Origin of the sequence: Ferribacterium limneticum (genome assembly GCF_020510565.1) — a bacterium.
Classification (GTDB): domain Bacteria; phylum Pseudomonadota; class Gammaproteobacteria; order Burkholderiales; family Rhodocyclaceae; genus Azonexus; species Azonexus limneticus_B.
The window spans coordinates 2,263,154-2,285,911 of sequence record NZ_CP075189.1 but is presented as its reverse complement, the minus strand read 5'-3'; the positions used below and the strand labels follow the sequence as shown (position 1 = coordinate 2,285,911).

Sequence of the window (22,758 nt, the reverse complement as noted above, 5' to 3'; positions counted from 1 at the left end):
CATTCAGAATCCCGCAATGACCATCGCCTTCGACTATCCGCTCGCCGCCGAAATTTCCCGCAATGTTGATGCTGCCCTGACCGAAGATGTCGGCGCCGGCGACTTGACCGCCAGCCTCGTCCCCGGCGAGCGCCAGGTCAAAGCCACGGTAATCTGCCGCGAACCGGGCGTACTCTGCGGCCGGGCCTGGTTCGACGAATGCGTCGCCCGCCTTGATCCGACCGCCCGCGTCACTTGGCATGCCGCCGATGGCGAGCGCATTGCGGCCAATCAACTGCTTTGCGAAATCGACGGCAACGGCCGCGCCCTGCTCACCGCTGAACGCAGCGCCCTCAATTTCCTGCAACTGCTCTCCGCCGTCGCCAGCAAGGCGCGCATCTATGCCGACGCCATCGCTGGCACCAGGGCACAGGTCGTCGATACCCGCAAAACCCTGCCCGGCCTGCGCATTGCGCAGAAATACGCGGTTCGCGCCGGCGGCGGCGGCAATCATCGCCTCGCCCTGTGGGATGCCATCCTGATCAAGGAAAACCATATTCACGCGGCCGGCGGCATTGCCCAGGCGATGGATGCAGCCAAGAAAGTGGCGGCCAGCGCAGCCGATCGCTGCAAATTCATACAGGTCGAAGTCGAGAACCTCGACGAACTGAACCAGGCGCTAAGCGCTGGCGCGACGATGATCCTGCTCGACAATTTCGCCAACGACCTGCTCCGTCAGGCTGTCGCCATCAACGCCGGCCGTGCCGTTCTGGAAGCCTCCGGCAACGTCACGCTGGAGACCATTCGCGGCATCGCCGAAACCGGCGTCGACCGGATTTCGGTCGGCGCGCTGACCAAGGACGTCAAGGCACTCGATCTCTCAATGCGCTTCGTCGGCTAGAATTCCGGACAGATTGTCGTCATAATCAGACGTCCGACAGTCAAAAAATAATCAGGGGAAATTCAGATGCTGTTTGCGCTGTTCTACGTCGTCGCCATTTTGATCCTGGTACTGCATTTCACGGGCTTTCTGGCCCGGCGCAACCTCGAGTGGCTGGTGCTGGTTCTGGCCGTAGCCGTCTTTCCGGCGGTCATCTACCTATAGCGGCTTGCGCGCAACAAGGTCGATCAGCGCCGAGCGGCCGATATGCGCCGAGCCTTCCTCAATCGTGTCCTCATGCTCATGGAGCAAGACGATTTCCCAGTCCGCGAAAATCTCACGCAACATCTCCGCGGTATAGAGATTTTCTACGGCTGACGGCCCGCCCGTCTTGAAGTCGAGCTGTTTTGGGGTATAGCCCTGCAGGAACAGCAAGCCACCCGCTTTGACCGCCTGCTTCATCCCGGCCAATTGACGCGGCCGCTCGGCCGGGGTGGCGAACTGGATGAAGATGCCGACCACGGCGTCGAATTCTTCCCGCGGCCAGTCCCAGTTCAAAATATCGGCCTGCACGAGGTCGACCGCAACATTCCGGCCACGGGCCAGTTTGGCTGCCTTCTCCAGGGCAACCGGCGAAATCTCGGTCGCGGTCACTTGGCAGCCCTGCTCGGCCACCCAGACGGCGTTGCGCCCCTCGCCGTCAGCGACCGAGAGCACGCGCATGCCGTCGCCGAAGCTACCCGCCTGCGACGCGAGAAACTTGTTGGGCGCGGTGCCGAACAGGTAGTCGTCGCCCACGCCGCGATAGCGGGCCGACCAGAAGGCTTCGTGATCAAAAGTCGTCATCGCGTTTCATCCTTGATTCCGGTTTGAAAATTGCTTGTGACACATCGGGCAACGCTGCCCGAGGCCACTGACAATAGCTCGTTATTGTGCAACAGCCTTCCTTCCAGGGGTCAACGGCGACACCGGACAAAACGTCTTCATACCAACAATGTCAGGACTGCGACAACATGAAAACACTGATCCGGGTTACCGAAATCTGGGTGCCCAACCAACAGCGCACTCACCTTGAGTTTTTCGATGGCCTCTATGGCGAACTGGGCGAGTTCAAGGGAGCCAGCCAAACGATGGCCTTCGCCTACGGCGAGGGAATGCCCGGCAAGGCCTGGGCGACAAGGCGACCGGTCATTCTGCACAGTTTCGACAATTCCTACTTTCTGCGCACCGAAGCCGCTAGCAAAGCCGGCCTGACGGCAGGTATCGCCCTGCCCATCTTCGCCGGCGACTATCTGCAGGCAGTCATTGTCTTCTTCATCGGCGACGACCTCGACAACGTCGGCGGCATCGAAATCTGGAGCAACACGCCAGCGGATTCTTTCGACATGGGCATGGACGACGGCTATTACGGCACGGCCGAGACCTTCGAATGGACTGCCCGCCACACCAAGTTCCGTCCCGGCTTCGGCCTGCCCGGGACCGTCTGGCAAAGCGGCATGCCGTGCATCATGCAGGATCTGCTCAGTTCGAAACGGACCTTGCGCCACGACAGCAACGTCCGGATCGGCATCAGCAAGGGCGTCGGCATTCCCTGTTCCTTCGACAGCAAGCAGGCGCTGGTGATGACTTTCCTGTCGGCACTCGGCACGCCCATCGCCCGACGCTTTGAAATCTGGGTACCCAACGAGGACGGCAGCGGCCTGCGTTTCGGGGCCGGCGATTGCGACCAGATGCCGCATCTTTCCGAATGCCATGGCGATGCGACCATTGCCCCATGGGAGGGCGCAATTGGCGAATCGTGGAAAAACGGCATCCCGACGGTGCGCGACAACCTGGTTTTCGAGCCCGGCCCGGCCGCGCGTGCCGCCACTTCAGCCGGCCTGACCTCGATGGTGGTCATACCGGTGATTCAGGATGGCCGTTTCAAGGCAGCCGTGACCTGGTATTTCTGAGCAAGAAAAAGGGCAGCCTCGGCTGCCCTCATGAGGTCAATACAACGCGATCAGACGCGTTCGACGAGATAGCGTTTGACCGCCTCGACATCCGGCGCCATGACCACGACGCGCTGCGGCAGATTTTCAATGCCGGCCAGATCGGCCGGGCGGACCGGCTCGGTGCCCAGCGCCTCGCGGATGGTTTCCTCGAACTTGGCCGGCTGCGCGGTTTCGAGGACGATCATCGGGATGTTCGGCAAACGATGTTCCAGCGCCACCTTCAGGCCATCAGCCGTGTGCGTATCAAGCATCACGTTGTAGCGGCCCTGAGCGAAACGGATGGTGTTGATGCGGTCGATGTGCGTGCTCTTGCCGGAAACGAATTTGAATTTTGGCAAGTTTTTCCAGTTGACCGTGGAAGACAGGTCGAAAGCCTCGCCCTTGTCGACCTTGGCCCACAATTCCTTGACGACAGCCGGATCGCGGCCGACCAGATCGAAAACGAAGCGTTCGAAGTTGGAGGCCTTGGAAATATCCATCGACGGGCTGGAGGTGATGCTGGTTTGGGCAGCGGTGCGCGGACGATAGACGCCGGTGCGGAAGAACTCGTCGAGCACGTCGTTTTCATTGGTCGCCAGCACCAAGCGGGCGATCGGCAAGCCCATCTGGTGAGCGATGTGGCCGGCGCAGATGTTGCCAAAGTTGCCTGAGGGCACGGCGAAGGCGACCTGCTCGTCGTTCGACTGGGTGGCCAGGAAATAGCCCTGGAAGTAATAGACGATCTGCGCCGCAACACGGGCCCAGTTGATCGAATTGACCGCGCCGATCTTGTGTTTGGCCTTGAAGGCGGCGTCGTTGGAGACGGCCTTGACGATGTCCTGCGCGTCGTCGAACAGGCCGGTGACGGCGATGTTGAAGATGTTGGCATCCTGCAGCGAGTACATCTGGGCGCGCTGGAAGGCGCTCATCTTGCCATCCGGCGAAAGCATGAAGACCTTGACGTTGTGCTTGCCGCGCATGGCGTATTCGGCCGCCGAACCGGTGTCGCCGGAGGTGGCGCCGAGGATGTTGATAGCCTCGTTACGCTTGTCGAGCACGTACTCGAACAGGTTGCCGAGCAACTGCATGGCCATGTCCTTGAAGGCCAGCGTCGGGCCGTTCGACAGTTCCTGCGTGTAGAGGCCGTCTTCTAGCTTGGTCAGCGGCGTGATCTGGGCAGCATCGCCACCGTTGCGCGTGTGGCAATAAACTTGGGCGGTGTAGGTCTTGGCAACCAGCGCCTTGAGGTCGGCCGCCGGGATGTCGGTGATGAATTTGGACAGGATTTCGTAGGCCAGATCGGCGTACGACAGCTTGCGCCAGGCATCCAGTTCGGCCCGGCTGATCTGCGGATAGCTTTCCGGCAGATAAAGGCCGCCATCGGGCGCCAGGCCACCGAGCAGAATGTCACAGAAGGACTGGGGCGCGGCGTGACCGCGGGTCGAAATGTAGCGCATGGCGAAAACCCGAAAGGCGAAAAACCGTGATTTTACCGCGTCGACCGTGAGACGCGCACAGCTTGCAGCACGGCGATGACGAAGAGAGCCAAGCCACATGCCGCGAGGGCAGCGCCGAGGACGTCGAGTCCGGCCAGCAAGGCCAGCGCCGAGGAGACGAACAACCCTGCCCGCACCGAGCCTGACGACGCCAGTTTCCGGCGCATCAGCAGGCGCTCCGGTGTCTGCGGGCCGGGCCAGCGCCAGACTGGCAGCAACTGGCTCAGCGCCCCGCTCACCAGAGGCAGCAGGAAACCGCTCGCCCAGGCCAGCAAGGACGGCCGGGTCGGAATAATCCCGGCACCGTGCAGCAACCCGGCGGCCAGGGTCAGCAGCAGCCCGATAACCGCCGCCAGCAGCGAAGCCGCAACCCCGTCGCTAACCAGCGGCCAGATACCGAAACGTCTCCCCCATTGCCCGAGCAAACCAAGGGCCGCAACCAGCATGAGCGCCGTACCGGGTGCGGCGAACGGCCAGGAGATGGCGGCGCCGGTCGCCACCATGAGGGCGCCGGAAGCGACCAGCCACAAACGCCGACGCAGCCAACCACCAGCCTCGGGATCGGCCATGCCCAGAGCCGTCGGCAGTAGTACCGGCAAAGTACCGAGGGCGGCCAGACCAACTAAACCAAGCGTATTGAGATGCAGGTGAAAAACCCGCAGGGCCTGCCAATAGGAGGGCCAGACCGGAATCAGCACAATGGCCAAGAGCGCCAGCATCAGGCAGACGAGCGCCGCTCCGTACCAGCGCCAGCCGGGATGCGGCGTTCCGAGCGCGGCCCGGGCGCGCAGGGCAATCCAGTTGAGCAAAATGGCAGCAAAAACGAGGTCGACCGCAGCAGCCAGGTAAACCACGCCATACGGCAGCCAGCCCTGCATGGCACCAACGGCCAGCAAGCCGATCGCTTGGGCGGCCGATGGCAGCTTTGCCAGGCGCTTGTCCGGCTCGCCGGTGCGGGTCAGCACCGGCACAAAATGCATCATCGCCGCAAAGATCAGGGGCACGATGCCGACGGCAAACGCCAGATGCGCTACCGCCAACGGCGAGCCCAACCCGCTCAGCGCCAGAATGGCGCTGCACACCAGTGAAAGCAGGGTCAGGCTCGCAGTCTGTATCACTCAGCCAACAACGGAAAAATCGATGACAATCGCGCCCGGTTCGCGCTGCTTGTATTCGATGGAGAGGTGAGCGCCATAGCGGGCCTGCAACTGGGCCAGCAATGGCAAGGGATCGTGGTCGTTGCAAAAGCGCATTGTTTCGCCGACCTGCAGCGCATCGAGCGCACCGAAAATTGCGGCATGGCGAAAACGCTTGGCGATACCGCGGGCATCGAACGGGTAGATGGCTTCGGCGGTAGGACGGTCGCAGGAATGGGCGGGGTGAATGGTTTGCATGTGAGCTCCAGAAAAGGCATGCCGGGATGGCATCAGGTGGCGATTCTGCCCGTCAGCCGCCACCATTTCCTTGATCCTGATCGGAATACCCCTTTCGCGATCAGGCCCTCCTGTCGCCATCACGGCCGCCATCATTTGTCCGCTCGAGATTGGCGCGCCTGCTCCAGCGCCTTCTGAATCTGCCCCCTATCCTTGGCCCGCAAACCCTCTACCATGGCACGAGATGCATCGCGCCGCTTTTCGGCATAACGCGTCACATGCTCGGCAGCCAGAGCCGAGGGCAAATTGGGGTCTTGGGGCAATGCGGAAAGCTCTTCAAAGCTATGTTCGTAGCGATCAGCCACCACCGACTCGATTACATCAGCCAGTTCTTCAAAAGAGGCGCCTTTTCTTTGGCCCTGCCGCATGATGCTCTCCCAGGCCCGGGTAATCGCCGCATCCTCCTGCATAAACTCGCCGATCTCCCTCTGAACCTGTTTTTCATCGCTCCAGCGGTAAGCCTGCTGTGGAATATTGGCGACCATGATGCCGACGAACGCGAGGGACACGAGGCCCGCCGTCAATTTCGCCCGCTGTAGCATGACCACGGCCCCAGCCTCCGGCTTGATCAAAACACCCATCAACAGACCGCCGATCAAGCCACCGATATGCGCAGCGTTATCGATCCCCGGAACCATCAGTCCAAAAACGATGCTGGCCACCGAGAAACCAATTGCGGCCCAGAACAGCCAGCGGAATTCGCCACGCTGGATTCGCGAACGCTCCAGCCAGAGATAGCTCAGCAAGGCCCCATAGAGGCCGAAGATGGCCCCTGAGGCTCCGCCTGACACGGCATGCCCCTGATGAACCACCAGTGACAACAGATTGCCAGCCAGGCCTGCCACAAAATAGATCGCCGCAAACCGGAAATGCCCGTACATGCGCTCGACCCATTGGCCGCCATCCCACAATGCCCACATGTTCAAAGCCAGATGCAACAAGCCAAAGTGCAGGAACATCGCGCTGCCCAGACGCCACCACTGACCATCCTGGGTCGCCGGTCCAAAATTGGCGCCCCATGCCAACTGGACACCATTCTGCGAATGCCACAACCCTGCGCCGCTCAGCATCATCGCCCCAAAAACCAGCACATTGGCCGCCATCAACAGAGGCGTAATGCGCAATTGAGGCATGCGCAGGCAAAGCAGATCGTTGAGAGACGACATGGTGCGGGAGGATTGATGATCAATGGCTTTCAAGACCGTGATTATGCGCGACAATCAGGTCACTGTTGAATTAGCGAATCGCCATGCCCGCCAAGCATCTACCCGTTTTCCTGCGCACACTGACCTTGAGCATCCTGCTCGGGGCTGTGCATGCCTATGCCGGCCCAACTATCCAGTTGCCGAGAACCGGCATTTCCGCCGATGAACTGGCGCTGCTGATCAACGACGATGACCCACTCTCCGGCGAGACCGGTGCTTATTACCAACGGGTGCGCAAATTACCGGAACAGAACGTCATTCATCTGCGCTTTCCCGCCGGAAAGACAACGCTGACCCCGCAGGAGTTCGAGCCGCTCAAGGCCGAAATCGACCGCCTCGCTCCGAAGCACATTCAAGCCTTTGCTGCAGCATGGACGCAGCCCTATCAGGTTGGCTGCATGTCGATGACCTCTGCCCTGGCCTTCGGCTACGATGAAAAATATTGCTCGACCAAATGCAGTCCAAGTAGCCCCAGCCGATATTTCGACACGGCCAGTACCTACCCCTTCAACGATTTCCAGATTCGCCCGGCCATGATGCTGGCTGGCCAGAATTTCGCTGACGTCAAGGCGCTGATCGATCGCGGCGTCGAGGCGGATCAGAGCTTCCCCGATGGCACAGCTTATCTGCTGAGCACGTCCGACAAAGCGCGCAGTGTTAGAACCAAGCTTTTCGGCATCACCAAAACTGTAATCGGCGCAATGGTCCCCATCGAGGAAATAGAAGCGGACTCGATCACAGGGCGCCAGGATGTGTTGTTTTATTTCACCGGGCTGGCTCAGGTACCGAATCTTGGGACGCTCAAACTCATGCCGGGTGCGCTGGCCGACCACCTGACCTCATTCGGCGGCCAGTTGACCGACTCTAAACAAATGAGCAGCCTGCGCTGGCTGGAGGCTGGTGCCACTGCAAGCTACGGCACGGTTACCGAACCCTGCAATCACCTGCAGAAGTTTCCAATGCCTGCCGTTGCAATGTTTCACTATTTGTCAGGCGCAACGGCTATCGAGGCCTACTGGAAAAGCGTGGCCTGGCCCGGTGAAGGTCTTTTCATCGGCGAACCTCTGGCCCGCCCGTTTGCGCCAAGCCTGACCAGGACCGACGACGAAATCTATCAGTTAAAGCTGATCTCGCCCAAAAAAGCCGTCTGGCGGGTCGAACAAGCCGATTCGATCATGGGGCCGTTTCAGCCCATTTCCCGAGGCCTGCCCGTCGTAGCTGGGAGAAACACCGTGCGCATCGCAGTCCCGCCAAGTACCAAGGCCTATCTTCGCCTGGTTCGTTAACCAAAAACGGGAGCTTGAAGCTCCCATTTTTGGTTTGCCTGGTCGGACTTACTGCAACTCCTCGAGGCGAATGCGCTTGACCTTGCCTTTTTGGGCAGACAGCGCTTCGATCTTGGCAATTGCGGCATCGGCAGCACTTTCCTTGCAGACGTGCGTCAGGATGATGATATCGGTCTCGCCTTCCCCCTCTTCCGGTTCGCGCTGCAGCATGGCATCGATGGAGATGCCCTGATCGGCCAAAATGCGCGTGACGTCGGCCAGCACACCCGGCTTGTCTTCAACGCGCAGACGCAGGTAATAACCGGTCTCGATCTCGCTCATCGGCAGGATCGGCAGGTTGGACATGGCATTCGGCTGGAAAGCCAGATGCGGCACGCGGTGCGCAGCATCAGCCGTAGCCAGGCGGGTGACATCGACCAGATCCGCAATCACGGCTGAAGCGGTCGGCTCGGCGCCGGCACCCTTGCCGTAGTACATCGTTGCGCCAACAGCATCGCCCTTGACGAGCACGGCATTCATCGCGCCTTCGACATTGGCAATCAGTCGCTTGGCCGGGATCAGGGTCGGATGGACACGCAGCTCAATGCCATTTTCGCGACGCTTGGCAATGCCAAGCAGCTTGATGCGGTAGCCGAGTTGCTCAGCGTACTTGATGTCGGAAGCTTCGAGCTTGGTGATGCCTTCCACATAAGCCTTGTCGAACTGCACCGGGATGCCGAAGGCGATCGAGGCAATCAGCGTAGCCTTGTGAGCAGCATCGACACCTTCGATATCGAAAGTCGGATCAGCCTCGGCGTAACCGAGACGCTGGGCTTCCTTGAGCACGTCGTCAAAAGACAGGCCCTTGTCGCGCATTTCGGAGAGAATGAAGTTGGTCGTGCCGTTGATGATGCCGGCCGCCCATTCGATACGGTTGGCGCTGAGGCCTTCGCGCAAGGCCTTGATGACCGGGATACCGCCGGCAACTGCTGCTTCGAAAGCAACCATGACGCCCTTGTCCTGGGCTGCGCTGAAAATTTCCGTGCCGTGTACGGCGAGCAGTGCCTTGTTGGCAGTAACGACATGCTTGCCATTGGCGATGGCCTGCATGACCACTTCCTTGGCCACGCCGTAGCCGCCGATCAGTTCGACAATGATGTCGATTTCCGGATCGTTTACCAGCGAGAAGGCATCGTCGGTGACACGTGCTGCGCCACCGGTGATTTCCTTGGCCAGTTCAACATTCTTGTCGGCCACGGCAGTAATCCGGATCGGACGGCCGGCACGGCGCGTAATTTCTTCTTCGTTGCGTTTGAGAACGGTCCATGTGCCACCGCCGACGGTGCCGATGCCGATAAGGCCAACATTGATAGGTTTCATGTGCAGTCTTTACTTGGTTTGGTTGGTGTTGTGACGCTTGCGATAGTTTTCGAGGAAGCGGGCGATACGCGCAATTGCCTCCCGCAAATCATCCTCATGCGGCAGAAATACAAGGCGGAAGTGATCCGGATGCGGCCAGTTGAAGCCGGTACCCTGGACGAGCAGCACTTTTTCTTCCTGGAGCAGTTCAGAGATAAATTGCTGGTCGTTCTTGATCGGATAAACCGTAGGATCAAGCTTCGGGAACATATACAACGCTGCCTTTGGCTTGACGCAGCTGACACCGGGAATGGCAGTTATCAATTCATGCGCAATGTCACGCTGGCGACGCAGGCGGCCGCCGTCCCTGACCAGGTCGTCAATGCTCTGATAGCCACCCAAGGCCGTCTGAATGCCATGTTGTCCCGGCGCGTTGGCGCACAAGCGCATGGACGCCAACATGTCGAGCCCTTCGATGTAATCCTTGGCGTGGCGTTTGTCGCCTGAAACCACCATCCAGCCGGCACGATACCCGCAGGAGCGATAGTTTTTCGACAAGCCATTGAACGTGATCATCAGCACATCTTCAGCCAGCGAAGCGATCGAAGTGTGCTTTTCAGCATCGTACAGCACCTTGTCATAAACCTCGTCGGCATAGATCGTCAGGTGATGCTGGCGGGCAATGTCGATGATTTCATGCAGCAGGTCGTCCGGGTAAAGCGCGCCAGTCGGGTTATTCGGGTTGATGATGACAATCGCCTTGGTATGGGCGTTGATCTTGCTGCGAATGTCGTCAAGGTCGGGCAACCAGCCCTTGCTCTCGTCGCACAGGTAATGCTTCGGCGTACCGCCGGAAAGGCTGATCGCTGCCGTCCATAGCGGATAATCCGGCGCCGGAACCAGTACTTCATCACCTGCATCGAGCAAGGCATTCATGGCCATGACGATCAGCTCTGATACGCCGTTGCCGACATAAATGTCATCCAGCGTCACGCCCTTGATACCTTTCTGCTGGGTGTAGTGCATGATCGCTTTGCGCGCCGCGAAAATGCCCTTGGAGTCGGTGTATCCCGCAGCATTAGGCAGATTGCGGATCATGTCCTGCTGGATTTCTTCCGGCGAGTCAAAACCGAACGCGGCCAGATTGCCGATATTCAGTTTGATGATCTTGTGGCCCTCTTCCTCCATCTGCTTGGCTTTCTGCAGCACGGGGCCGCGAATGTCGTAGCAGACGTTGGCGAGTTTGGCGGACTTCTTGACATGTTTCATGGGAATCTTCCGGCGTAACGGCTTATGGCCTAGAAGGGCCAAAGGTATAATCCTACTTTATCGTATGGTGCACCGCAATTTTGGCGGACTTTTCGGAATGATCGCGCAGTGAAACTTCACATCTCGAATACCGCAGGACTCAACCTGTTTACCGCCTATGGCGATGACTATGCTGCGGTCAACCACGAAAAACATGAAAAAAACCTGATTCTGCTTCCCGGATCGGTCATTCCCGCCTGGACTACGGCGACCGTCAACACCTTGAGCGAATCAGACATGAATATTCTGCTCGGACTGGATACCGAAATAGTCCTGCTCGGCACTGGCAGAAGCCTGCGCTTCCCGCCCGGCGCCCTGCTCCGCCCCTTTGCCTCGGCCGGAATTGGCATCGAAATCATGGACTTGAAAGCTGCCTGCCGAACCTACAACATCCTTGCCGCTGAAGGTCGCAAGGTTGCAGCAGCACTGCTCTTCGACTAAGTGCTCAGTCCAGCTTCTTCAAGTATTCCTTGGTAAAGATCTTGTCCGGCAGGTCTCGCAACTTCATGTCGCTATAGTCGAGAACCGACTTCTCGCCGTTGCGCAATGCATCTTCCATAACCAGTCGCGTGGGACGAACCCGTCCAGCCAGCGTCTGAAAATTCTCATAGCTGCATTTTTTCATCAGGCGATTCGACAGCGAATAAAACTCAGCCTTCAAAGGCCAGCCTGACTTCTCGTTGACCCAATAAACGACGCGCTGATAGGTAACGCTACGGTCAACGGCAATTAACTCAAGAATATGAAAAGAGTCGTTGCCGATTTTTTCGGTGCCGATGATTTTCGGATTGTAGTCACCGGAAAAATTGGCTCGCGCCAGATCGCCATTGGCCACCTGCCCCGTCAGACGCTGCGCCAGCGAAATTCGGACCGGCTGCGACACCTCTGGCATGAATACCCAGAGATCACGCCCCTTCATGAGAATGATCTGTCCACGCTCCGAAGCCGGCTCAGTAACCATCACTACTGCATTCTCATTTCCTTTGGAGAGAACGCGATATTTGTGGAGGTCAGCCTCCTTGTCCGGACGCACGCTGTTTATGACCACGTCAACCTGGAATGCCTCAGCCGGAAATCGAACTTTGTCCGCCTTTTCAACTATACTGCGTGCTAAAGCATCACTCGCAGAGGTTGCTCCTGTCTCGTCTGCCTTCAAAGGAAACGATAGGACTGCCATGAATATAGCTCCTACCAAAATCAATGCAGGATGTATCGAAAAACGCCTTTCGATTGTCGATTGCATGAGTAGCTCCATCCAGTTCAGACCTTTAATCAGTTGCCCATCTAATGCCATGAGCGTCGTTCGTATTGAACATGTTTACAAGGACTACCAGCTTGGCGATCAAACCGTTCAAGCCTTACATGATATTACATGGTCAATTGATGCAGGAGTATTCTTGGCAATATCCGGACCGTCGGGCAGCGGGAAGACGACCCTCCTCAACCTGATCGGTTGCATCGACAAACCGACCAGCGGCAAAATATTCATCAATGAAGAAGACGTGTCCGAAAAATCAGCCAACGAACTGGCTGATATCCGATCTCGTTCAATCGGATTTATCTTCCAGACCTTCAACCTATTGCCCGTTCTTTCAGCAGCAGAGAATGTGGAATACCCGCTACTGAGACGCTCCGACATTTCTGCTGAGGAGCGTAAAAACCGGGTTGCCTACTTCCTTAACATCGTAGGCCTGAGCAAATTTGCCGACCATCGCCCAAATCAACTGAGCGGCGGCCAGAGGCAGCGTGTCGCGATTGCGCGAGCACTGGCAATCAAGCCAAGCATCATTCTTGCCGATGAACCGACCGCCAATCTGGACAAGGCGACCGGCCGCGAGATTCTGCGACTGATGAAGCAGATCAATCGCCACCTTAAAACCACCTTCATTTTCTCGACGCACGACCAGAAAGTCATCGATCATGCCGACCGACTGGTTCAGGTTGAAGATGGCTACATCACCGCCTTTGGTATACGCACGCAGGGTGAAAAAACTTGGAATATTGCCCGCGTTCGTACCTTACCCGATGCTGACGACGAAGCTGACTCCGACTAACATCCTTTGCCTGAACATATCGTGATTACCCGCAAACACAAACTCCTGAAACTCTCTTTGGCCATTTCGGCCTGCTTTTCGCTGAATTGTCCGGCCGCAGATGGGGACCTCCTTGGTCATGACGCCCTTTTTGGCGACGATATCAAACCGGTAGTCACCAGCCCATCCGGGTCAAGCGGCGGCGTCAAAGGCTTCCTCCAGTTCGAAGGCGCCAGAACCATGTCATCTCCGGATCATTGGTCAAAACTTCGAACTCGCGCTGATCTCAATAGCAACGGAAAACTCGGAGAAGGCCTGAAATGGAAGCTAGGCGTTAGACTCGACTACGATTTCGTCTACGGCCTCAACGATTTCTACAACAGCACCGTCGAGCAAAACCAGCGCTTCGATGTTGCGCTACGCGAAAACTATCTGGACTACAGCGCCGGCAATTGGGACTTCCGTTTCGGACGGCAGCATGTTGTCTGGGGCGAGATGGTCGGACTTTTCTTTGCTGACGTTGTCTCCGCCCGAGACCAGCGCGAATTCATCCTGCCGGAATTCGACCAGATGCGCACTCCGCAGTGGGCTGCGCGCGCCGAATACTTCGTCGATGACACGCACGCCGAATTGCTCTGGATCCCCGTAGCCACCTACGACAATATCGGAAAGCCGGGAGCGGAGTATTTCCCCTACCAGCCACTCCCGCCCGGCGCCAATGTTCAATACCTTGCTGAACAGCGCCCCGACCGTAACGCCAACCATATGAACTATGGGGCCCGCCTCTCAACACTTAAGAACGGCTGGGATGTCTCCGGTTTCTATTACCGCAGCTCGGACACTAACCCCACGTTCTATCGAGAGATCGTACTCGGCCCAACACCGACCTACATCTACCAAGCTCGCCATGATCGCATTCACCAGTTTGGCGGAACGCTCGCCAAGGATTTTGGCGACGTAGTACTCAAAGCAGAAACCGTCTATACCCGCGACCGTCAATTCGCCGTGCTGAACATGACTGACCCGGATGGCCTGGTGAAACAGAACACCCTTGATTGGGCTGTCGGACTGGACTTCACACTTCCGGCAGAAAGTCGACTCAACGTCCAGTTCTTCCAGCGCCAGCACTTTGACCATAACCCGGAGATCATTTCTGATCGACTGGAAAACGGTTATAGCCTCTTCGCCAGCACAAAGCTCACGAATAAATGGGAAGCCCAGGCACTGCTCATTTCCAGCCTCAACCGATCCGACTGGCTATTCCGCCCACGCGTTACCTGGAACCTCCAGCGCAACTGGCGCCTGCTGGTCGGCGCCGACGTATTCAACGGCCCTCCTTTAGGGTTATTCGGTCGCTTCGATCAGCATGACCGAGTCTACTCGGAAATTAGGTACAGCTTCTGATTGACTTGCCAAGGCTGAGGCCACATCGAAACTCGAACCGTTCTGAATTGGACTCCTTCGGCACAATATCTGATGACCGATCGAAGGATATGCTGTGAGTTGGAGAGATCATAGAGCACTGGCCAAAAACATCGCCTAAAAATAAAAAACCCCACCCCTTCCGGGGTGAGGTTTCTCGGAAAGCAGGCTGAGAAGACTTAGTCGCGGCGGAGGCGGCGCTGCAGACCCAAGCCAAACAGACCAAGAGCAACCAAAGCCAAGGGCATCGGCTCTGGAATGCTGTTTCCGTTTATGGTGTTGGCACCCTGCATGCAAATGGGAGAATCGTTCACCGAAGAGAGACAGACAGGATCACCATCATCATTGGTGATTAGCTGGAACTGGGAAGTGAACAAGAAGTCAGCCGCCGTATTACCGGTATACGCAAAACCATACTTGTTCGTGTTGAAGTTAGATGCAGCAGAACCGCCAACCACGTCCAGATAGCCGGTACCGTTACCAGTGTTACCAACCTGAGGGGTCGGCGAGGAGATCAAGGTATAGCCGTTACCCATGGTATGGGCCGCCAAGGAGAGGAAGAGAATGCCATCACCATACGTAGTCGGGTCCGTAAAATCGGCATCCGGCGTTGAATCAACGTAAATGTTGATCGTGCCGCCAGTGAAGAAGTATTGGTCCGGGGTCACCAAGTCTGCCATTAATGTAACATTAGCCAATTGGTAGCCGGTGAATGTCATGGTCAATTCGCACCCGGGGCAGAAAACGGCAGAAGCGGTTCCGTTCAACTGTGTTACTAACGAGTAGCCGGACACGACATCACCAATGTTCGACACGATGGATTCATACATGGCGTCGGTGGCGGAGAAATCGTTCAATGCGTTGGGATTCCAAGTTACCCCATCAACAACAAGGGCCTGTGCGCTAGAGGCTGCGCCGATTGCAGCAATAGCCAAGGCAGACTTAATGTGCTTTGCGAGTTTCATTATCATTGCTCCTAATTTCAGTACTTCAATTTTGCACCGGCTATCGAGCCTTATTACTCCAGCCGTTTATTGCTACGTAACTTTTTTAGCAAGCAACGTGCCTGTTTTTACAAAACGACGCAACCAACTGATTAAAAATAAAAATTTCTACCGGTATCCGCTTCGCACCCAATGCAACGAGAACCATCTGTAAAATTTTCCGACAATCCTTCTTTGCAGTCGGTGCGTACCGCGTCGCCGGAGGAGATGATAAAGAACTGGGGATTGCAAGCCGTTAAGAGTTAATATCAAAATGCGTTTGACACACTTGATATCTGCATCCGCGGCGACAATTGTCTCAAAACAATCGCATATAGCGACGATGGAGCAATTACGATCAGAATGGCCCAAAATAGCACTAAACCACAACCGTTCTCAGCCGAACTTCCCTTGAAATGGTTTCAGCATCCTTAGCACTCACATCAATCGTAAGGCAGCTTCGGCGATCGCTGATGGCGATATTGGCCGTCGCCTGCGGGATAAGCGCTCTTCTGCTGGCTAGCGGCTTCATTGAATGGAATCTTCGCTACGGCCGAGAGTCGACTATCCATTCAGAACTAGGCCACATTCGCATTTTCAAACCGGGATACTTACTATCAGGCTCGGCAGCCCCATTCGACTACCTTCTGGATGCCGACACGAAGCTGGAAGAGGCTATCCTGAGTGCCCCTCACGTCGAACTTATCACCCCCCGCTTATCCTTTAACGGACTTGCCAGTTATGGCGAATCAACCCTTTCCTTTATAGGGGAAGGCGTAGACCCACTGAAAGAGGAGCGCCTGAGCAAGTCCTTGACGATTACTTCGGGACAATCGCTATCAGTTGAACACCCAAAGGGAATTATTGTCGGCCAAGGGCTTGCCGAAAACTTGGGAATTAAACCTGGCGATTCGATGGTGCTGATGGTCAATAGCGCCACTGGCGGGGTCAATGCGGCAGAAGTCACCGTACTTGGTCTTTTTGCAACGATCACCAAGGCCTACGATGACGCAGCTCTCCGCGTCCCGATTTCACTGGCCAGGCAACTGATCCGGGTCAAGGGATCGCACTCTTACGCACTCCTGCTCGACAAGACAGAAAATACTTCAATCACTCTGGATGGCCTAGAAACTAGCTTTGGCAAAAATGGATTTGAGTTCGTCCCATGGTATGACCTAGCGGATTTTTACAACAAGACAGCAGAACTTTTCTCGCGACAGGTCAGCGTTGTTCGCTTGATCATTGCGGTCATCATCGTGCTTAGCATATCGAACACGCTAATGATGAACGTCATGGAACGAACGGGTGAGATAGGCACGATCATGGCCATCGGCGTGAAGCGCAAAGAAGTGCTGACTCAATTCCTGGCCGAGGGGTTGATCCTAGGTATCGCCGGCGGAGCCCTAGGGCTTGCATTAGCCTATGCCCTCGGAGCAATCATATCAGCTATCGGGATACCGATGCCCGCACCACCAGGCATGTCATTTGGCTATACCGCCGAAATCCTAATCAAAGGACAGATGGCCTTTGAAGCCTATTTTCTGGCCATCATTACAACACTGGTGGCTAGCGTAATTCCGGCTATCAAGGCTTCGCGGATGGAAATCGTCAATGCATTACGACACAATCGCTGAACCATGATGTTCAAACTTGCATTTCGCAACATCTTCCGCCAACACGTTCGTACTGCAATCACTCTGGCAGCCATTGTTTTTGGCGTTGTCGGTCTGATTCTGGGCGGCGGCTTCGTTCGAGATATTTTCTTTCAACTCGGTGAAGCTTTGATCCATTCGCAATCTGGCCATCTGCAAGTAGTCAAGACTGGGTATTTCACTTACGGATCGCGGTCACCAGAGAAATTCTTGATCACCGATGCCCAGCCATTGAAACGTGAACTGGCAAAGATTCCTGAAATTCAAGAGGTACTCGAACGAGTCAGCTTTACGGGCCTTTTAAACAATGGGAAGACCGATTGGCCAATTGTGGCCGATGGCGTTGAACCGGATAGCGAAGCTCGGCTGGGCAGTTTCATGCAGATTGTCGAAGGCCGCCAGCTTTCCCAAAAAGACAATTTCGGAGTGACGGTTGGGCAAGGTGTTGCCAAGGCGCTGAATCTCAAGCCAGGCGACAGGGTGTCTCTGCTAGTCAACACACCAGAAGGCGCCCTGAATACGATGGAGCTCGACATCGTCGGTATTTTTCAGAGTTTTTCGAAAGACTACGATGCTCGTTTTATTCGCCTTCCCTTACCTGCAGCTCATGAACTATTAGGCTCGCAGGGTATCAACAGCTTGGTTATCTCATTAAAACAGACCTCCGACACAGAAGTTGTATCAGCGAAACTGAAGGCCACACTCAACCAAGAGCAATACGAAAGCCGCACATGGGTTCAGCTCAATGATTTCTATGAAAAGACAGTCGCACTCTATAAGCAACAATTCGGTTTTCTGCAATTAATCATTCTGATCATGGTTCTGCTGAGTGTTGCCAATAGTGTCAGCATGAGCATCTTCGAGCGTACAGGGGAGTTTGGAACAATAATGGCCACAGGTAGCCGTCCGCTTGATGTGATCAAAATGCTGGCCACTGAAAGCGCTATGCTAGGCCTGATCGGGTCTGTCTTGGGTGTTGTTTTCGGCATCGCTGCAGCGCTCCTAATATCGAAAATCGGAATTCCGATGCCACCACCTCCAAACGCCAACCTTGGTTACATGGCAACGATACAGCTCTCCGCGATCGATATTTTCATTTCGTTCATGATTGGGTTTGTGGCAACAACAGTTGCCTGCATTTGGCCAGGAATGCGTGTAACCAAGCTACCAGTCATCGACGCATTGAGACAGAATCAGATTTGAGAACCGACATACCTATCGTGCTCATCCAGAGATGAAACACCAATAAACCGGGAGACCAATAATGCGCAGTTTTGACTACAACACCGCATTTTCTCGAAACATCGGCTGGGTCACCGAAGAGGAACAGGAGCGTTTGAGAAATTGCCGCGTTGCCATTGGTGGGCTGGGCGGTGTTGGGGGAGTACATTTGCTGACCCTCGCCCGTCTGGGAATCGGAAGATTCAACGTCGCCGACTTCGACAAATTTGATCTTGTAAACTTCAATCGTCAGGTTGGCGCGACGATGAGTTCGATTGACCGACCAAAGATCGAAGTTCTCAAAGAAATGGCAAGAGATATCAATCCGGAACTGGAACTCCGACTCTTCTCCGAGGGTATATCCACAAAGAATCTCAATGAGTTTCTCGACGGAGTTGATGTCTATGTCGACGGTCTGGATTTTTTCGCATTCGATATTAGAAGAAAGACATTTGCAGCCTGCCAAACCAAAGGTATTCCGGTCGTCACAGCAGCACCTTTGGGTTTAGGCACAGCGGTCCTTATCTTCAGCCCAACCGGGATGACATGCGAAGACTACTTTGGTTTCGAGGGTTGCGACGAGTTTGAAATGGCAATTCGCTTCCTCGTAGGTCTTTCGCCTGCCATTTTACAGCGTGGATATGTTGCCGACATAAGCCGAATAAGTCTACATGAACGGCGCGGCCCCTCCTCTATTGCATCATGCGAACTGTGCGCAGGTGTCGCGGCTGTTGAGACGCTAAAACTTTTACTGAGGCGCGGCGAAATTCGGTACGCCCCTTGGGGTAGCCAATTTGATGCCTACCGGATGAAATATGTTCGTACTTGGCGCCCCGGCGGCCACAACAATCCACTACAACGCTTAATGTTTTTTCTTCTTCGTCAACAATTGAGAAACAAGACAAGCTAGGGAAACTCTGAAAAACCCAGTGAACGAATCGCATGGATGACTATCCAACGAGCATCCTGAACGCTGGAGAGAGAAGATGCAGCAGATGGGTCTGAGCGATAGTGGGTTTGTGAGGAAACCGAAGGTGACCCGGCGACAAGTGTTTCTCGACGAGATGGCGAAAGTTGTTCCGTGGTCGCGCCTGATGGCGCACATTGAGCCACACTACCCCAAGGCTGGGGCAAAAGGAGGTCGCCCGCCGAAGGTGCTGAGCGCGATGCTGCGCATCCACTTCATGCAGCAATGGTTCAACCTTTCCGACCCGGGCATGGAAGAGCCGCTCCACGATATGCCGGTCATGCGGCGCTTTGCCGGCATCGACGCAGGCGAAGAAGACATTCCGGACGAAACGACCATCCTCAAATTCCGGCGACTACTCGAAACCCACCAGTTGGCGGCGCGCCTATTAGCCGAGGTCAACGCCCTGCTAGAAGAGAAGGGCTTGCTGCTGCGCCAGGGCACGCTGGTCGATGCCACCCTGATCGCCGCGCCCAGTTCAACCAAGAACCGGGAGGGGGCTCGCGACCCCGAGATGCACCAGACCAAGAAAGGCAATCAGTGGCACTTCGGCATGAAGGCCCATATCGGCGCGGATGCTGACTCCGGTCTGGTATATACAGTCATTGGTACTGCCGCCAATGTCAACGACGTCACCCAGGCCCATGGGCTGCTGCACGGGAAAAAAAGGAAGCCTGCGGCGACGCCGATTATGCGGGCGTCGAAAAGCGACCGGAAGCGACCGAGGCGACAGCGAATGTTCGCTGGAAGGTCGCCATGCGACCCGGCAAGCGTCGCGCCCTGGATTTGAATCATCCCTTTCAGGCGTTGGCCAATCAGTTCGAGAAAGGGAAGGCCAGCATCCGTGCCAAGGTCGCCCCCCCTTCCGGATGGTCAAGCGGCAATTCGGCTTCATCAAGGTGCGTTACCGTGGTCTGACCAAGAACTCCGCGCAGTTGATGACTCTGTTTTCGCTCTCGAATCTCTGGATGGCGCGACGAGCGTTGATGCCGGTAGCGGGGGAGATGCGTTCATGAGACCGGAAATGAAAGCCAAAGAGGTCTGGAAACCCTCTGTTTCAGCGGCATCAGGGCAATCATCCGGGAAGGTTTCGGATTTCATTGCAATGTTTGCCTTTGGCGTGTCTGCTCCGCGCCTAATGTCGGTTGTTCAGAGTTTCCCTAGCAGTGAGCTTCCCCAGGCCATCAGGAAAAACTGGTAGCATGAAACACGCCCTTTGGCAGACGAAAAACCGAGGGAACCCCATCATCCTGATCAGGATTCCGTTATGATTATGTCCGTTGCTTACACCAAGCGCTTCTCAGCGATTTCATTGAGGAACTCACCATGCCCCGAATTTCCGATCAACTGCTTTCCAGCACAAAGTGGCTTGTTCTTGCAGCCACACTTGCTTTAGGTGCTTGCGCCTCACATCCTCAAGCCCCAACCAACGCCGCTACTACGGACTACAGCTATAAAATCGGCCCCGGCGATAACGTAAACATCGTGGTCTGGCGTAACCCCGAGTTATCGATGAGTGTTCCGGTTCGGCCTGATGGCAAAATTTCGTCACCACTGATCGATGACCTCCCGGCAATGGGCAAAGACCCGTCAGCTCTTGCTCGAGATATTGAGAAAGAACTCGGAAAATTCATTCGCGACCCTGTTGTAACGGTAATCGTGTCAGGATTTGTCGGCCCGTACAGCGAACAAATTCGTGTCATAGGTCAGGCAGCCAAACCACAGACCTTGCCATACAAGCAGAAGATGACAATTTTGGATGTCATGATTGCAGTTGGCGGAATTACTGATTTTGCTGATGGGAACCGTGCCACCATTCTGCGCACCTCGGAGAACAATGCTCAATACCGTGTTCGCCTGAAAGACCTTGTCAAAAATGGTGACGTTTCCGCAAATGTTGAAATGAAACCCGGTGACGTGGTCATCATTCCGCAAAGCTGGTTCTAAGTCCCTCGAAACAACCTACCGCTGCCGTAAATCTACGGCGGCGGTTTATTACTTGAGCTCATAGATGGAAGAAATTCTTCGGCAGGCCATTACCATCCTGCGCGCGACATGGAAACATAGGCATCTCGGCATGGTAGTCGCGTGGATTGTCGGGGCCATTGCTGCTGGTGTGATACTACGCATCCCGAATCAGTTCGAAGCATCTGCCCGGATCTATGTTGATACGCAGTCCATATTGCGGCCACTGATGTCAGGCCTTGCTGTTCAGCCCAATATCGAACAGCAGATCATGATGCTGAGTCGTACTCTGATCAGCCGGCCAAACATCGAAAAACTGATTCGAATGGCTGACTTGGATTTGAATATCAAGGACAAAGCCCAACAAGAAAATCTGATTGACTCTTTGACTAGCGATTTGAAAATTCAGGGAGTTGGTCGCGATAATCTTTACACGATCTCTTATCGCAACCCGGACCCGGCAAAGGCACAGCGTGTTGTACAAGCTCTCGTTTCAATTTTTGTAGAATCCAGTCTGGGTGACAAACGGCAAGATACCGATTCTGCGCGCAAGTTCTTGGAAGAACAAATCCGAAATTATGAGAAAAAACTGGAAGACGCAGAAAATCGACTTAAAGAATTCAAAATTCGGAACATCGAACTTTCATCCTCCGAAGGCAAGTCCGGCATTGACCGCCTGAGCGAACTATCCAACCAACTCAGCATTGCACGTCTTCAGCTAAGAGAGGCTGAACAATCGCGTGATGCGCTTAGGCGTCAAATTGTTGGTGAAGAACCTGTGCTCCTTCCTGATGCAAATAGTGGTGGCGACTCCAGCATCTCTTTGCCTGAAATAGATGGCCGAATTGATGTCCAAAAGCGAAACCTGGACACTTTGCTCCAGCGCTATACAGAGCAACACCCCGACATTATCGGCACAAGACGCTTGATCAAAGATCTTGAAGAGCAAAAACGCCAAGAGTTACTGGCGCGCAAGAAATTTGCCGCTGCAAACCCCGGCACGTCGGTTAGTAATAATCCAGTCTATCAGCAACTGAAGGTTTCTCTGGCCGAAGCAGAAGCCAATACTGCCTCACTCCGGGCCCGCGTCAGCGAATATGAAGAACGCTACAAACGCACCACGAGCGTCATGAAGAATCAGCCACAACTGGAAGCGGAATATGCACAGCTGAATCGTGACTACGAACTGGATAAGCGCAATTATGAACAACTGGTTTCGCGTCGAGACTCGGCAGAAATGTCGGGCAATCTGGATACGGCAGGTTCTATGGCTGACTTCCGGCTAATCGATCCGCCTCGCTCTTCATCCAAACCAGTGGCACCGAATCGCTTGCTTCTCTTCCCGCTGGGGCTGGTATTTGCCATTGCGGGCGGTCTGTTTGCCGCATTCGCGGCCAGCCAGATTCGACCCGTTTTTTTCGACAGCAAATCCTTGCGCGAAGCTACCGATCTCCCCATCCTTGGGATAGTTTCTCTTGTTCCAAATGAGGCACGTCGCCTCAAGGAACGCGCTAGTCTCCGCCGTTTTTCTATTGCCACAGGGGGTCTTGTATTAGCCTACGCGTTTGGTCTAGGACTTCTTACCTTCCTTTCCCAGCGGACCATCGGAGGTTAATC

21 protein-coding genes and 1 pseudogene are annotated in these 22,758 nt (G+C 55.5%); 13 read left to right on the top strand and 9 right to left on the bottom strand.

From position 1 onward, the window contains the following. Window positions 1-16 precede the first annotated feature (16 nt). Together nadC and KI610_RS10965 are read left to right on the top strand one after the other, a co-directional pair. A complete protein-coding gene (nadC, locus tag KI610_RS10970; protein ID WP_226495013.1) occupies window positions 17-880 on the top strand; it encodes a carboxylating nicotinate-nucleotide diphosphorylase in 864 nt (287 codons plus the stop codon). Window positions 881-946: 66 nt separating this feature from the next. Beyond that, on the top strand, window positions 947-1,084 hold the full coding sequence (locus tag KI610_RS10965; RefSeq protein WP_162888622.1) for a hypothetical protein: 138 nt from the start codon (window positions 947-949) through the stop codon (window positions 1,082-1,084). Here KI610_RS10965 and KI610_RS10960 read toward each other — a convergent pair. Then, window positions 1,079-1,705: an SAM-dependent methyltransferase gene (locus KI610_RS10960; RefSeq protein WP_226495012.1), complete on the bottom strand. Its 627-nt coding sequence runs from the start codon at window positions 1,703-1,705 to the stop codon at window positions 1,079-1,081. The two genes, KI610_RS10965 and KI610_RS10960, sit on opposite strands and share 6 nt — an antisense overlap. Before the next feature lie 167 nt (window positions 1,706-1,872). Here KI610_RS10960 and KI610_RS10955 point away from each other — a divergent pair, with 167 nt between their 5' ends. Next, window positions 1,873-2,811 (top strand): GAF domain-containing protein, encoded by a 939-nt coding sequence (locus KI610_RS10955; RefSeq protein WP_226495011.1) that lies wholly within the window; start codon window positions 1,873-1,875, stop codon window positions 2,809-2,811. Window positions 2,812-2,861: 50 nt separating this feature from the next. Here the strand turns inward: KI610_RS10955 and thrC are convergent, their stop codons facing one another. From thrC to KI610_RS10935, 4 genes are all read right to left on the bottom strand, one after another. Continuing rightward, on the bottom strand, window positions 2,862-4,289 hold the full coding sequence (gene thrC / locus KI610_RS10950) for a threonine synthase (protein ID WP_226495010.1): 1,428 nt from the start codon (window positions 4,287-4,289) through the stop codon (window positions 2,862-2,864). 32 nt (window positions 4,290-4,321) lie between these two features. Next, entirely contained in the window at window positions 4,322-5,446 is a 1,125-nt protein-coding gene (locus KI610_RS10945) for a hypothetical protein (RefSeq protein WP_226495009.1), read from the bottom strand. After that, entirely contained in the window at window positions 5,447-5,722 is a 276-nt protein-coding gene (locus KI610_RS10940; RefSeq protein WP_226495008.1) for a DUF2249 domain-containing protein, read from the bottom strand. Between the two features lie 131 nt (window positions 5,723-5,853). Next, window positions 5,854-6,960, bottom strand: a complete 1,107-nt coding sequence (locus KI610_RS10935) for a rhomboid family intramembrane serine protease (RefSeq protein WP_226495007.1) — start codon at window positions 6,958-6,960, stop codon at window positions 5,854-5,856. A 50-nt stretch (window positions 6,961-7,010) separates the two neighbouring features. On the opposite strand from KI610_RS10935, the gene KI610_RS10930 reads away from it, so the two are divergent. Beyond that, the gene (locus KI610_RS10930) at window positions 7,011-8,252 is read left to right on the top strand and encodes a TIGR03790 family protein (protein WP_226495006.1); all 1,242 of its coding nucleotides are present in this window, start codon (window positions 7,011-7,013) and stop codon (window positions 8,250-8,252) included. A gap of 48 nt (window positions 8,253-8,300) precedes the next feature. Here KI610_RS10930 and KI610_RS10925 read toward each other — a convergent pair whose 3' ends face one another. Continuing rightward, window positions 8,301-9,611, bottom strand: a complete 1,311-nt coding sequence (locus tag KI610_RS10925; protein ID WP_226495005.1) for a homoserine dehydrogenase — start codon at window positions 9,609-9,611, stop codon at window positions 8,301-8,303. A gap of 9 nt (window positions 9,612-9,620) precedes the next feature. Next, on the bottom strand, window positions 9,621-10,859 hold the full coding sequence (locus KI610_RS10920; RefSeq protein ID WP_226495004.1) for a pyridoxal phosphate-dependent aminotransferase: 1,239 nt from the start codon (window positions 10,857-10,859) through the stop codon (window positions 9,621-9,623). A 108-nt stretch (window positions 10,860-10,967) separates the two neighbouring features. Between KI610_RS10920 and KI610_RS10915 the strand changes: the two genes are divergently transcribed. Beyond that, window positions 10,968-11,339, top strand: a complete 372-nt coding sequence (locus KI610_RS10915; RefSeq protein WP_226495003.1) for an Mth938-like domain-containing protein — start codon at window positions 10,968-10,970, stop codon at window positions 11,337-11,339. 4 nt (window positions 11,340-11,343) lie between these two features. Here KI610_RS10915 and KI610_RS10910 read toward each other — a convergent pair whose 3' ends face one another. After that, the gene (locus tag KI610_RS10910) at window positions 11,344-12,141 is read right to left on the bottom strand and encodes an outer membrane lipoprotein-sorting protein (RefSeq protein ID WP_226495002.1); all 798 of its coding nucleotides are present in this window, start codon (window positions 12,139-12,141) and stop codon (window positions 11,344-11,346) included. 49 nt (window positions 12,142-12,190) lie between these two features. Between KI610_RS10910 and KI610_RS10905 the strand changes: the two genes are divergently transcribed. Together KI610_RS10905 and KI610_RS10900 are read left to right on the top strand one after the other, a co-directional pair. Next, on the top strand, window positions 12,191-12,952 hold the full coding sequence (locus tag KI610_RS10905) for an ABC transporter ATP-binding protein (protein WP_226495001.1): 762 nt from the start codon (window positions 12,191-12,193) through the stop codon (window positions 12,950-12,952). A 21-nt stretch (window positions 12,953-12,973) separates the two neighbouring features. After that, on the top strand, window positions 12,974-14,335 hold the full coding sequence (locus KI610_RS10900; RefSeq protein WP_226495000.1) for a DUF1302 family protein: 1,362 nt from the start codon (window positions 12,974-12,976) through the stop codon (window positions 14,333-14,335). A 197-nt stretch (window positions 14,336-14,532) separates the two neighbouring features. Here KI610_RS10900 and KI610_RS10895 read toward each other — a convergent pair whose 3' ends face one another. Beyond that, window positions 14,533-15,318, bottom strand: coding sequence for a hypothetical protein (locus KI610_RS10895; RefSeq protein WP_226494999.1), 786 nt, complete (start codon window positions 15,316-15,318; stop codon window positions 14,533-14,535). Window positions 15,319-15,809: 491 nt separating this feature from the next. On the opposite strand from KI610_RS10895, the gene KI610_RS10890 reads away from it, so the two are divergent. The 6 genes and pseudogenes from KI610_RS10890 to KI610_RS10865 all read left to right on the top strand — a co-directional run bounded on the left by KI610_RS10890 (window position 15,810) and on the right by KI610_RS10865 (window position 22,756). Continuing rightward, window positions 15,810-16,970: an ABC transporter permease gene (locus tag KI610_RS10890; RefSeq protein WP_264178757.1), complete on the top strand. Its 1,161-nt coding sequence runs from the start codon at window positions 15,810-15,812 to the stop codon at window positions 16,968-16,970. 3 nt (window positions 16,971-16,973) lie between these two features. Then, complete coding sequence (locus KI610_RS10885; RefSeq protein WP_226494997.1) at window positions 16,974-18,191, top strand: ABC transporter permease; 1,218 nt, start codon at window positions 16,974-16,976, stop codon at window positions 18,189-18,191. 61 nt (window positions 18,192-18,252) lie between these two features. Continuing rightward, entirely contained in the window at window positions 18,253-19,119 is an 867-nt protein-coding gene (locus KI610_RS10880) for a ThiF family adenylyltransferase (RefSeq protein ID WP_226494996.1), read from the top strand. Between the two features lie 76 nt (window positions 19,120-19,195). Further along, window positions 19,196-20,192: pseudogene (locus KI610_RS10875) on the top strand (hypothetical protein); the annotation flags it as partial. A gap of 310 nt (window positions 20,193-20,502) precedes the next feature. Then, complete coding sequence (locus KI610_RS10870) at window positions 20,503-21,123, top strand: XrtA/PEP-CTERM system exopolysaccharide export protein (RefSeq protein ID WP_226494995.1); 621 nt, start codon at window positions 20,503-20,505, stop codon at window positions 21,121-21,123. Window positions 21,124-21,187: 64 nt separating this feature from the next. After that, a complete protein-coding gene (locus KI610_RS10865; protein ID WP_226494994.1) occupies window positions 21,188-22,756 on the top strand; it encodes an XrtA system polysaccharide chain length determinant in 1,569 nt (522 codons plus the stop codon). Window positions 22,757-22,758 lie beyond the last annotated feature (2 nt).